The organism is Flavobacterium sp. 9, assembly GCF_002754195.1.
In the GTDB taxonomy this organism is placed as follows: Bacteria; Bacteroidota; Bacteroidia; order Flavobacteriales; family Flavobacteriaceae; genus Flavobacterium.
The window spans coordinates 1,287,372-1,300,691 of the sequence record NZ_PEEU01000001.1 but is presented as its reverse complement, the minus strand read 5'-3'; the positions used below and the strand labels follow the sequence as shown (position 1 = coordinate 1,300,691).

Sequence of the window (13,320 nt, the reverse complement as noted above, 5' to 3'; positions counted from 1 at the left end):
TTTTAATTCATTTTACAAAAGCATTTACAATCCTAAAGATGCTTTTATTAAGTTTAAGTTTTCTTCAGAATAACTAATTTTTAAAGCTTCCTGATGTCCTTTGTCAGACATTTTATCCCAGGTTTTTTTAATGATATTTTTTAGTTTTTCTTCGTCGTGTTTGTGTACAAAAGGATCGAGATAATATTCTAAAAATACCAAACAAATTACATCTTCAAGTAATTGGGTTTCGGCGTCTTTTTTAAGTAATTTCTTTTCGATTAAAAACGAAACACGATCAATAAATTCTTGCGAATATCCAGCTTTTTCTAAGATTCCTGCAGTAGTTTTAGCATGGAATTTTTTAAGTTCTTCGCGCCATTTCAAATACCCAACACGATCCATTGGATAAGATTCTCTTGCAACTTTCCATCGGCAAATGTGTTGTGCTTTTGACGCAATCTGAATTTCTTCTGAAGCTTCAGGTTCAAATTGCATTAATCTTTCGTACATCCTGTTAGAATATAATAATTCCTTAGGATATTCGATATTTTGGTCAATTTCGATATTCGGATCCTGAGCATTTTCAGCATCAATCCATTCGCTTGCTTTTTGAAAAGGTGTGTTCATTTTTTCGGTTAGATAATAGAATTCAAATATACGGAATTAAGTAGAAAAGTCGAAAGTTGATTGTCTAAAGGAGATGAAAGAAGCAAGAAGCAAGATTTGAAAAACTTTATTGTCTTGCGTCTTTCTTCTATCATCTTTCATCTTGTTTCTTAAAACTCTAATCTACAAAACCAACAAACACTTCGTCTTCAATAACTTTAACCGGATATGTTGCAATTTTAAAATCGTCTCCATTTAGGTTCGAACCGTCTACTAATGAAAATGTTTTTTTGTGCATTGGACACGCAATTTTCGGAATATCATCTGTAGATCCGGTCATTCCTCTTGCGAGAACCATTTCCATTTTGTGCGGACAGGCATTTTGGCAAGCGTACCATTCGTTGCGACGTGCAAAATTAAAAATTGCAATTTGCTTGTTTTTATATTTAATGCAACCACCACGATTGGTTGGGAAATCTTCTGTTTTTCCGGCTTTGAACCAAATTGTTGCATCACTTGGATGAACGGTTTCATATTGATTTAAGATTTCTTCCATTGGATTCAAATTTTAGTTTTCTGTTTCTTATCCCTCTTTTTACAATCAAGAGAGTTATGATGGCGCAGTAAAAAAGAGGGTAAGAGGACAGCAAACGTTAGCGATATTTTTTTCTTTTTTTTTGGAGCTGTTTTTTTAATTAAAAATTGAGAATTAAAAATTAAAAATCTTTGAAAGCTATGTGTGTTTAAACTAAGTGAAACGCCTTTGGTCACTTCTATAAGCTATGTTTCTATGTGTTTAAATTTTAAAATTTACGACCATGCTTTTGGCGCTTTTTGATCTCTTAACGGAACAAAAACAACATTATCATCTTTTTCTTCAGAGTTTACAAAATGGTTGAAGCGTTTTAATAATCTTGGTTTTTCAAGGACTTGTTTCCATTCACATTCAAAAGTGTTTACCAAAGTTTGCATTTCGGCTTCCAGAGTTTCGCAAATTCCCAGAGAATCTTCGATAATTACTTCTTTCAAATATTCTAAACCTCCGTCGAGTTTTTCCAGCCAGGTTGCGGTTCTAACAAGCGGACCAGCCGTGCGGATGTAATACATTAAATAGCGATCCATATATTTGATCACGGTTTCTTTGTCGATTTTCTCTGCCAGTAAAACAGCGTGTTTTGGATTTGCTCCACCATTTCCGGCGATGTATAAATTCCAACCGCCTTCGACTGCAATCAATCCAAAATCTTTTCCTCGAGCTTCGGCGCATTCGCGAATACAAGCCGAAACGCCACCTTTTAGTTTATGCGGAGAACGGATTCCTTTGTATCTGTTTTCTAATTCTATGGCAAATCCGGCGCTGTCGTCCATTCCGTAACGACACCACGCATTTCCTACGCAGCTTTTTACGGCACGAAGGGATTTTCCATAAGCATGACCGCTTTCAAAACCATTATCGATTAGTATTTTCCAGATTTTTGGTAAATCACTTAAATGCGCTCCGAACAAATCGACACGTTGCGCTCCAGTAATTTTAGTGTATAAATCGAACTGTTTGGCAACTTCTCCAATCACGATTAATTTCTCGGCAGTAATTTCACCTCCGGCAACTCTTGGCACAACAGAATAAGTTCCGTTTCGTTGAATATTGGCCAAAAATCTATCATTTGTATCTTGCGTCGTAACGTGTTTGTTAGCTGTATCATTATAAATACTCGAGAAAATCGAAGCTATAACAGGTTTACAAACTTCGCAACCATCGCCTTTACCGTGATGATCTATAACTTCGTAGAAATTCTCGTATTTATTGATTTTTACTAAATCGAATAATTCCTGACGCGTATAGCTAAAATGCTCGCAAATAACATCTTTGACTTCTTTTCCTAATGATTTTTGAGTGGCTTTTACCAAATCAGAAACCATTGGTTTACAACCTCCACAACCAGAAGTAGCTTTGGTATGTTTGACAACGTCTGAAAAATTAGAACAAGTTTCGTCCAGAAGCGAACAGCAAATAGAACCTTTAGTAACGTTTTCGCAAGAACAAATTACGGCTGTGTCTGGCAAATCCAGAACGCTTCCTAAACTTGAACCTTCAGAACCATCACGAGAACCTAAAATCAAATCTTCAGGATTTTTGGGCAATGCCATTGCATTACTGTAAATCTGAAAAAGTGAATTGTAATCGCTCGAATCTCCAACTAAAATTCCGCCTAATAAAGTTTTAGAATCTTTGGTAACGTTGATTCTTTTGTAAATTCCGCTTAATTTATTTTCATAGATGATTGCAGTTACAGCATCATTTTCGACAAAAGGATCACCAAAACTCGCAACTTCAACACCAATTAATTTCAATTGTGTCGACATATCGATGGTTTCTCTCATGGTTTTCGAACCATTTAAGATTTGCTCAGCGGCTACATCGGCCATTTCGTAACCAGGAGCAACAAGCCCGTAAATGTTTTGATTGTACAAGGCAACTTCGCCAATTGCAAAAATAGAAGGATCTGATGTTTGCATTTGATTGTTTACCACAACGCCGCCTCGCAAACCAACTTCAAGACCGGAAACTCGGGCTAATTCATCGCGAGGTTTAATTCCGGCAGAAATAACCAACATGTCTACTTTTAACAATTCGTCTTCAGCAAACATCATTCCCGTTATACGTTCTTTTCCGTCGATATATTGTGTCGCTTTATTAAGATGAATACCAATATTTAGCTCTTCGATTTTGGATTGCAGCATATCGCTTGCGCCTTTGTCTAATTGTCTTGGCATCAATCGTGGTGCAAATTCTACAACATGTGGATTCAGTCCTAAATCCCGAACAGCTTTTGCAGCTTCAAGACCTAATAATCCGCCGCCCAAAACTGCTGCTTCTGTTGCGCCTTTTTGTTTTATTTTTTTGGCGTAAGCCATAATCGCATCCAGATCTTCGATTGTTCTGTAAACAAATACACCTTCTTTTTCGACACCGTCAATAGGAGGAACGAATGCCGAAGAACCAGTTGCAAGAACTAAGTAATCGTACGTATGTGTTTTTTCTAAATGTGTATGTATTGTTTTTTCTTCTCTGTTAATGTCTGTAATTAACTCCGAAGTATTTAGAGTAATGTTGTTTTCTGCGTACCATTCACTTGTAGATAATGAAAGATCATCCGCTGTTTTTCCTCCAAAGTATTCACTTAAATGAACTCTGTCGTAAGCGCGTCTGGGTTCTTCGCCAAAGACTGTAATCTGATACTTTTCCTGTCCTGATTTTGCAATGAATTTTTCGCAAAATTTATAACCAACCATGCCGTTTCCAACTACTATTACTCTAATCATGATTTCTTTAATTAAGTATTACTACGCAAATATAAGTATTTGTACTTATAAAAATACGTATAAAGGTATTTTTTTAAGTAGTATTTTGTTTTTATCTACGTATTTTATCTCAATCTTTTAAGTAGCGCGGGTTCGAAGGTTTTTTGATTTTTAGATTTTTTTTGTAATTGTGTTATTTTTCTTAAATTTATAATGAATTTGACCTAAAAAAATCATAAAAAATGAGGCTTGACAATTTTTGGCTCAGTTTTTTCTAGTGGGAAGGCATAATAAAAAATATATAATATGAAAAAAGTACTTTTACTATGTGTCTTAACAACTGTTGTGTTAAGTTGCAAGTCAGTCGCAGTTAAAAATTCGAACATGAAAGAAACAACTTCTAAAGCAACTTCAGACGAAGAAGATCTAACAGTTTATTTTAAAGCTACTGGAAATGAACCATTTTGGGGATTGAAAATAGGGAAGGACAAAACTGTTTTTACATCATTGATTGAAGGAATGGAGTCTGTTAGTTTTAAATCTGTTGAACCTATCAGAGCGATGGATGCTAATGTAAAAATGTATAGACTTGACAACGGAAAAACGACTGCCACAGTTACGATTCAGCAATTTGACTGTCAAGATTCAATGTCAGGCGAGAAATCACCTTATACAGTTAAGGTAGAAATTAACAATAAAACCTTAAATGGCTGTGGAAAATATATTACAGATTACCGCTTGCATGACATTTGGGTTTTGGAGGAATTAAACGGAAAAAAAGTTGCTCTTACTGATTTTCAAAGAGAATTGCCAAGAATTGAAATCCATGCTGCCGATAATAAATTTATGGGATTTGGAGGTTGTAATTCTATAGGTGGAACAATTTTTTATGAGAAAGATCTATTGAGATTTTCTAATGTAATTTCGACATTGATGGCTTGTGCGCCAGGTAATAAAGAAGGTGAATTTGTTACAGCGCTTCAAAGTACAACTACTTATAATATTGGAAACAATAGATTAACACTTTCTAATCTTTCAGGAAAACTTTTGGTTCTTAGAAAAGTAGATTAATTTTTGAAATGTCTTAATCTGTTTTAAAAATAGCCTGACGTGTACCATTGTGCATTACAGTTGAAATATTTTTGTATAATAATACTTATAAAAAGTTATTTTACATGAAAAAGATTTTAATGTTATTTATTGCAGTTTCATTAGCTTACAGCTGCAAATCAACTAAGAATGCAAGTGCAACTACAGATGCAAATTCGATTGAAAAGAAAATACAACAAACCTGGATTTTAGAAAATCTAAATGGGAAAGTTGTTACTGAAAAGGATTTTTCAGTCTTGCCAAAAATTGTAATGAGTCCGTCAACATTCTCAGGATCTACAGGATGTAATGCTATTAAAGGAAATTTATTTTCGAAAGGAGCAGGACAAATTCAGTTTTTGAATTTTACTTCAGAAACTAAAAAATGCGATGCAAAAAAAGAAGGTGAGTTTTCGCAATTGTTAAAAACAACTTCAGGTTATTCAGTAGAGAATAATAAGCTGATGCTTTCAAATCAATTTGGATTGACGATGTCTTTCAAAAAAGGTTAATTAAAGCAACATAAAAATAAAAAGGCTTCGATTGATTTCGAAGCCTTTTTTTATGGGTTAATTCTTTTTTTTTCATTTCGACGAAGGAGAAATCACACTAGAAGCTCCGTAATCAAAATCGTCAATCTTTGTAGAATCCCGCGTGTGATTTCTCCTCCGTCGAAATGACAAGATTGATTAATAAAAAAAATCCGTAAAAATCCGCGTTTTCGCGATAGCGAATCCGTAAAATCCGCGTACCATCTCACATCGCTATTCCAATTCCTCCGTTATATCTTTTTCTTCATCAACAAAATCCAGTTCCAAAGCACGAACAGTCTGAACAGCATTTCCGGCAATACCGCGAATAGAACCGTACATTCCTAATGTATTGTGAATTACCTTTTCGATTTGTTTTTCACGTTGTTTCCAGATACGTTGCATCGCTCTTTTCTCAGAATCAAGATCGCTTTGCATTTGTGTAAAACCTTCAACAATACCTTCGATTTGCAAACGGAATTCGTTGCTTGTTAAGAAATCATACAACATCGACATTTTATCGCCTTTGTTTTCCTGCGCCTGAACCGCCTGACTTACCTGAATTAAAGACTGACGTAAAACGGCACTTAAACCTTTAAATTCTTCATAAGTACAAATCCAGATTCCATCACGCATTCCCATTCGGTCCATTCCGGCAGGCATAACTTCAGTTACTAAAACACCAATATTGGCTCTTTTGGTTCTAATGTCATTTTTAAACTTCTCAATCCAAGCGGGTTGAAAAGCTTTTGTACGTTTACTTTCGTAATAAATAGAACCACAATTTTGCAATTCGCGCGTATTTACAATTTGAAGACAATCCGCACCATTTGCGCCTTTTTTAATTTCATCAATAGTATCTAAAGGAAAGTTATTTGCCAGCCATTCCTCAATCGCCAATTCCATTACTTCGCCCTGAAGCTGCATAGAACCTTGTTCCTGCTTGCGTTTCATTTCCTCAATCAGTTTCTTTTGATCGTCTGATTGTTTTTGATATTCTTTGATTTTTAGCTCGTTTTTTTCTTCTTCCTGTTTTCGGATTTTATCACGTTCCAAAACTAAAGTTGCATTAAGTTGCTTTTGAGCTTCGGCTTCGATAGCTTCTTTCATTTCCAGTTTTTCACGCTGAAGTTTAGCAATTTCACCTTCCATTTTATTGAGTTCGCGAAGTTTCTCTGATTTCTCAGAAAGTTCTTTTTCCATCGCAAGCAAACGATCTTTATTTTCTTCGGCGAGTTTATTTTTTACTTTTTCGGTAATCTCTTTTTCAGCTGTTTTTTTCTCGCGTTCTAAGCGTTCTGCAAAAAGTTCATTTTCCTGCTTCTTTTTGGCTTCAAATTCGGTTTTTGCTCTTTCGAATTGCTCGTTTTTAAGTTCTAATTCTTTGGCTTGAGCATTTGCCTTTTGTTGATATTCTTTACGGATACTATCTTCTAACTGATGCTTTAAAATATCATTTACATCGATAGTTGTTCCGCAGTTTGGGCACTGAATTGAAGATTGCTCTGCCATTTTTATTTATTTTATTGAGTAGAATTATAATTTGCTAAGGTATTTAAAAATTGAGGTTTTTTTGCCACGAATTCCTCGAATTTTCACGAATTGTTTTGTGTTAATGCGAATGGTTTTTTTAGTTTTTATTTTATTTTAATCTCGCAAAGTCGCAGAGACGCAAAGTTTTTTTGTTTCACGCAGATTTTGCAGATTGAGCAGATTTTTTTAATCATTTTAATCATTTAATCTGTGGCTTTAAAAAATATATTGAAGTGCCATAACGTTTTTTGTAATTATTGATTATCCGTACTATTTGTCATTTCGACGGAGGAGAAATCCTCGCAAGAAACTCCACAACGTGAGTCTAAACTTTGTCGAGCTACTCACGAGGATTTCTCGTTCCTCGAAATGACAAACAGTAATCAATAAGTACTTAAAAAAAAACTTTGCGTCTCTGCGACTTTGCGAGATTATTTTTAAAGCATGCAATTTAAGCACTTATAAGAACTATTTTTTACGGATTTCCATCGTTTCAAATAATTCATAGTAGCTTCACTTCTTAAAATTCAATAAAAAAGCAACAGCAGATTTCGTAATTTCAGAATCGTCTTCTTTTGAAGTTATTAGTGAAACATCCGTAAACAAATTGACTTTTTTTAATTCGATAAAACCAATTTCAGAATCTTGATTGTTCTTGGCAATGTTTGATGGAACAATCGAAATCCCTAATCCGTTTTTGACCAATTGAACGATCGAATTGATATTGTTTGCTTCGTGAACTACCTTTGGCGTAAAGCCATAAAATGCACAAAGTTCCAGTAAAACTTCATGATAATGTGGTGCATAATCTTTGTTGAAAAACACAAAAGTTTCCTCTTTTAGATTCGGGATTTCTTTTTCGGAATTAATCTGAATCAGGCTTTTATTGTAAACAACCGAAAATCCGTCCTGAAACCATAATTGCGATTTTATTTTGGGAGATTTTATCGGAGAACGAATAATTCCTAATTCGATTTTCCCTTGTTCTAAAGCGTCGATTTGTTTGGTTGTTGAAACTTCGAATAATTTGAAATTTACATATGGAAATTGTTCTTTCAGATGTTTTATTAATTCTGAAATTACAGCCGAATAAATCGAACTTATATAAGCGATTCGGAATTCGCCGGAAACATTTTCGGCTATTTTTTTCGTTTTCACGGAAATGCGTTCCAGATTCTGAAAAAGTTCTTTTACTTCTTTTTCGAAATATTTTCCTGCTTCTGTAAGTGCTACTTTTTTATTGTTTCGGATGAAAAGCTTCGCCTGAATTTCTTCTTCCAATTCGATAATTTGTCGGCTTAAAGGCGGTTGCGAAATAAATAGTTTTTCGGCAGCTTTGGTAAAGTTTAATTCTTCGGCTACAGCCAAAAAATATTTCAAATGACGTAATTCCATAAATACTTATTAAGTATTAATAATTGACAAAATAAGTATTTTTGAAGTATATATCAAAGTGATAGTTTTGATAAAAAATTGTTTCACGCAGATTTTAAAGATTTATGCAGATTCTACAGATTTATTTTTAATTGTGCCGATTTGAAAATAAAAGATCATTTTAAATCAGCTTTAATCTTTTTAAAATCTGCGTGAAACCAAAAAAAACAAAAAGCTATGAAAAAATCAACTATTGAAGAAATCAGAGAACGATTTGACAATGATGTCGAACGATTTTCAAATTTAGAAACGGGACAAGTCGCGACAATCGACGCTACAATTTCTTTAGAATTAATTACGGAAGCTTCTAAAAGAATTGTTCCAAATGCGGTTAATGTTTTAGATATTGGATGTGGCGCCGGAAATTATACGTTAAAAATGCTTTCGAAAGTTCCGAATTTGAATTGCACTTTGGTCGATTTGAGTTTGCCAATGTTGGATCGTGCTTTTGATAGAGTTTCAAAAGAAACCAATGGAAATGTAGAAATAAAACACGGTGATATTAGAGCAATAGATTTACCTGAAAACGATTTTGATATTATTTTGGCTGGAGCAGTTTTGCATCATTTACGTGATGATCAGGATTGGGAAACGACTTTTACTAAGATATTCAAATTGTTAAAACCAGGCGGATGTTTTATGATTTCTGACTTAATTACTCAGGATACTGAATTGTTAAACGAGTATACTTGGCAGCGTTATGGCGATTATTTAGAAGGAATTGGCGGTGCAGAATATCGTCAGAAAGTTTTGGATTATGTAGAGAAAGAAGATTCGCCAAGATCTATGAATTACCAATTGGATTTGATGAAAAAGATTGGTTTTAGAAGCGTCGAAATTTTGCACAAGAATATGTGTTTTGGTGCTTTTGGCGGAATCAAATAGCTTTTTTGATTCCTTTTAAATTATTGTATTTTTAAGAAAAGCTGTCTCAAAAGGACAGCTTTTTTTGTTTTTTAGATTGAGTAAAGTAGTTAATATACAATTGTTTTACAATAAGATAATATCGATTAGTTGTGTGGTGATTAAATATTTTTATAAAAAATATATTATAAAATATAATTAAGCAGAGAAGTGCTTTTAAAGCTTTTTTTGAATTGATTTTTTTGTAATATTTTTTGAATAAACAACTAACAAAAAACCTATTATTTTGAAAAAAAACTACTTTTTTACAGCAGTATTTCTGCTGCAATTTCTCGTGTCCTTTGGGCAAAAACAAAATCCAATTGGATGCGGAACTCAATTATCCCAAAAGGAAGAAGCTGCTTTTGTAAAATCACTTTCCAAGATTAAAACCTGGAAGAAAAGCAATACAAAGAGGTCAGCAACAACACCTTACATTATTCCGGTAGTGTTTCATATTCTCGCAGATGGAACGAATATCAATAATGTCTTTACTAAAGAACAAATGAAATGCAGAATTGATGATGCATTGCTTACGATAAACAAAGATTTTAACGGTTTGTTTCCGGAGTATGCAATGACTGATCCTCGTTTTGATGCTGTTAAAAGTAAAATGAATATTCAGTTTGTGCTTGCGACTGTTGATCCGGATGGAAATCCATTGGAACTTGCCGGTTTAGATTGGCATCCTGAGGCTCATGTAGTTGATGGTTATGATGCTAAAATTTATGATTATATATGGTATGGTAAAAACAACCGCTATTATCTGGATGTCTTGGTTGTCGATGAGCCAAATACGGGGCAAGGATCTGTTGGTTCCGGACATGCATTTTTGCCAATTCAGGATGCGATTCCGCGTGTTGCCTACAATCACAGGTATATTGGGAGCACGTGCGGTTCTAATGCAAGTACGACTTTTGCAAAAGTAATGACGCATGAATTTGGTCATTATTTTGGATTAAAACATACTTTTCAGGACGATTGCGATCCTGTAAATGATGGAATGGCTGATACTCCGCCAACTAAAGTAGCTGAAGGTTGCGCCAGAAAAGTGCTGAATAGCTGCGGTGTGTATCCAAATGCAGAAAATCACATGGATTATAATACCGATTGTCAGAATATGTACACCAGAGATCAGACGAATGCGATGACGTATTGGTTAGATGATATGTCTGTTGCCAAATATCCAAGAGGAGTTTTATGGCAGCAAAGTAATCTTAGTTCGGTTGGGGTAATTGAAACTGCTCCGGTAGCTAATTTCAACAGTAATACAACGGCTATTTGTTCCGGGAAAACTATTTCTTTTAAAGATATTTCTTTAGGATTGCCAACTTCGAGAGTATGGACTTTTGAAGGTGGTATTCCAGCAACGTCTACAGATTTAAATCCTGTTGTTGCTTATAATGCTTCAGGAAAATACAAAGTGACTTTGGAAGTAACGAATTCTCTCGGAACAAATACAAAACAAGTATTTAATTATATCGAAGTAGATCAAAAATCGACTGCAAATTTAGTTGAAAGTTTTACGGGCGCTTTTCCTCCATTAGGATGGGAAATTACAAATCCTGATAATGGATTAACTTGGGAAAAACGAAAAAATGTAGGACACAATGATAGTTCATGCATGATTATGAACAATGCAGATAATGCCGTTGTAGGTTCGCTGGATTATATCAGATTGCCTTATCTTGATTTTACAGCGGGACAAAATAGTCAGTTATTTTTTGATGTTGCTTACACGAAATTTGATGATGCAAGTCCGGATGTTTTAAAAGTGCAGGTTTCTACAGATTGCGGACTTACATGGAATGATGTTTATTCTAAAACGCATATCGTTTTGCAAACTACAGAAGTTCCTACAGCTTTGGCAAACAATTGGGTGCCTGTTACAGATGCTAACTGGAGAAAAGAAGTTGTAGATCTTAGCGCTTATCAGGGAAATAGCAATGTTTCTATTCGGTTTGCAAATGTGTCGGGTTATGGAACAAGAATTTGGATTGATAATGTAAACGTTGCAATTACGCAGGCTATTACTCCGATTTCTGATTTTACTTCGGCAGTTAGAGGAACGCGATGCAGTACTATTACAGTTCCTTTTCTTGATGTTTCAACAGGAAATCCTACTTCTTGGGCTTGGTCTTTTCCCGGAGGTACGCCAGCAACTTCTACAGAGAAAAATCCAATTGTAGTTTACAATTCACCAGGTCATTTTGCAGCCACACTTACTACAACAAACGCAAACGGAACAGGAACTACGCTTTCTAAAAATAATTTTATTACGGTTACAGATCCTGACAAGGTTTCTTATACGGAAGGTTTTGAAAATTCTTTTCCTCCTGCTGAATGGGAAATTATCAATCCTGATAACAAATTAACATGGGAGAAACGAATTGGCGTTGGTCATAATTCCTCGTCTTGTATGGTTATGAATAATGCTGATAATGATAAAGTTGGCGCTATAGACGAAATTATCCTGAAACCTGTTGATTTATCTGTTGGAATAACTGATTTTTCATTCGATGTTGCTTACGCCAAATTTGATGCTTCAAGTCCTGATGTTCTTGAAATTCTGGCTTCAAAAGATTGTGGTCTTACCTGGCAAAGTGTTTGTTTAAAAACGCATACTGAATTAGAAACATTTGTGAGTACAGATCCTAATAATTGGGTTCCAACTTCAGATTCACAATGGAGAACAGAACGCATAATATTGTTAGATTTTAAAGGTTCATCGAATGTTTTATTTAAGTTTAAAAACACTTCGGGATATGGTTCAAGAATCTGGATTGATAATCTGAAATTTACTTTTGATAGTAAAGAACCGCCATTTTCAGAATTTGTAATAAAAAGTGATCGATTATGCAGCGATTTGCCAATTGGGTTTAATGATAGCTCAACAGGAGAACCAACTTCTTGGGCGTGGTCTTTTCCGGGTGGTACGCCGGCAACTTCTACAAGTAAAACACCTAATGTAATTTATGATAGTCCGGGAACTTATAATGTGACTTTGACAGCTTCAAATTCTTATGGAACGGGATCTGTTATGCAAAAAACGGGTGTAGTGGTTATAAAAGCTAAAAACAGTATTCCATTTTTAGAAAATTTCGAAGGAAGTTTTCCTGTTCAGGATTGGGAGATTATTAATCCGGATAAAGATGCTATAACATGGGAAAAACGTTCTGATGCCGGTAAAGGTGATTTGTCTTGTATGATTATTAATAATGCCGATAATCCAACTGGTTTAGTAGATGAATTAATTTTGAAAGCAATGGATTTTTCTACTTCTGCAACGCCATATTTATATTTTGATCTGGCTTATACACAATATCTTAATGCATTTGATCCAACTCCGGCTCCTGATCATATAGATATTACGGTATCATCTGATTGTGGTGTAACTTGGACAAATGTTTATTCTAAAAATCAAATACAACTGCAAACGGTTTCTCCTGCAATTCAGGATGATCCTGCAACAACGGGAGCGAATGAAACTAACGATTGGATTCCGACTAAAGATTCTGATTGGAGAGCAGAAAAAGTTGATTTGAGTATGGTGAAAAATCAAAAGAATGTCTTGATTAAAATAAAAAACACCTCAGGATATGGAACCAGAATTTGGTTTGATAATTTAAAAATTGATAACGGATCTAATTTAGCTGTAGCTAAACCTAAAAAGCCGAATAGTTTGACGGGAGTCCAGGTATATCCAAATCCTTCCAGTAATGTATTTAATTTTATGATACCAACTTCTACCGATGATTATACAGTTACGGTTCATAATGTCGAAGGAAAAATGATTTATACAGAAACTTTTTCCGGAGAAAATAATGCTGATAAATCTATTAATTTGGCAGGAAAAGCAAAAGGAGTTTATTTTCTAAATATAACTTCTTCAAGCAAGAAGACTTATAATCAGAAAATAATAAAGAAGTAATTTTTTAAT

The 13,320-nt window shown here is 34.5% G+C and carries 9 protein-coding genes; 4 read left to right on the top strand and 5 right to left on the bottom strand.

From position 1 onward, the window contains the following. Positions 1 to 24: 24 nt before the first annotated feature. The 3 genes from CLU81_RS04585 to nirB all read right to left on the bottom strand — a co-directional run bounded on the left by CLU81_RS04585 (position 25) and on the right by nirB (position 3,912). Positions 25 to 609: a DUF4202 domain-containing protein gene (locus CLU81_RS04585; protein ID WP_099708744.1), complete on the bottom strand. Its 585-nt coding sequence runs from the start codon at positions 607 to 609 to the stop codon at positions 25 to 27. A gap of 157 nt (positions 610 to 766) precedes the next feature. Beyond that, positions 767 to 1,144 carry a nitrite reductase small subunit NirD gene (gene nirD, locus CLU81_RS04580; RefSeq protein ID WP_099708743.1) on the bottom strand — a complete coding sequence of 126 codons (378 nt, stop codon included), beginning with the start codon at positions 1,142 to 1,144 and terminating at the stop codon, positions 767 to 769. Between the two features lie 254 nt (positions 1,145 to 1,398). Beyond that, positions 1,399 to 3,912, bottom strand: a complete 2,514-nt coding sequence (nirB, locus tag CLU81_RS04575) for a nitrite reductase large subunit NirB (RefSeq protein ID WP_099708742.1) — start codon at positions 3,910 to 3,912, stop codon at positions 1,399 to 1,401. Between the two features lie 363 nt (positions 3,913 to 4,275). Here nirB and CLU81_RS04570 point away from each other — a divergent pair, with 363 nt between their 5' ends. Beyond that, positions 4,276 to 4,962, top strand: a complete 687-nt coding sequence (locus CLU81_RS04570) for an META domain-containing protein (protein ID WP_233209660.1) — start codon at positions 4,276 to 4,278, stop codon at positions 4,960 to 4,962. Between the two features lie 104 nt (positions 4,963 to 5,066). Continuing rightward, positions 5,067 to 5,492 (top strand): META domain-containing protein, encoded by a 426-nt coding sequence (locus CLU81_RS04565; RefSeq protein WP_099708740.1) that lies wholly within the window; start codon positions 5,067 to 5,069, stop codon positions 5,490 to 5,492. 252 nt (positions 5,493 to 5,744) lie between these two features. On the opposite strand, the gene CLU81_RS04560 is transcribed toward CLU81_RS04565, so the two are convergent. Next, complete coding sequence (locus tag CLU81_RS04560; protein WP_099708739.1) at positions 5,745 to 7,022, bottom strand: DUF2130 domain-containing protein; 1,278 nt, start codon at positions 7,020 to 7,022, stop codon at positions 5,745 to 5,747. A 534-nt stretch (positions 7,023 to 7,556) separates the two neighbouring features. Next, a complete protein-coding gene (locus tag CLU81_RS04555; RefSeq protein WP_099708738.1) occupies positions 7,557 to 8,438 on the bottom strand; it encodes a LysR family transcriptional regulator in 882 nt (293 codons plus the stop codon). A gap of 216 nt (positions 8,439 to 8,654) precedes the next feature. Here CLU81_RS04555 and CLU81_RS04550 point away from each other — a divergent pair, with 216 nt between their 5' ends. Next, positions 8,655 to 9,362, top strand: a complete 708-nt coding sequence (locus tag CLU81_RS04550; RefSeq protein WP_099708737.1) for a trans-aconitate 2-methyltransferase — start codon at positions 8,655 to 8,657, stop codon at positions 9,360 to 9,362. 265 nt (positions 9,363 to 9,627) lie between these two features. After that, complete coding sequence (locus CLU81_RS04545; protein ID WP_099708736.1) at positions 9,628 to 13,311, top strand: PKD domain-containing protein; 3,684 nt, start codon at positions 9,628 to 9,630, stop codon at positions 13,309 to 13,311. Positions 13,312 to 13,320: the final 9 nt, after the last annotated feature.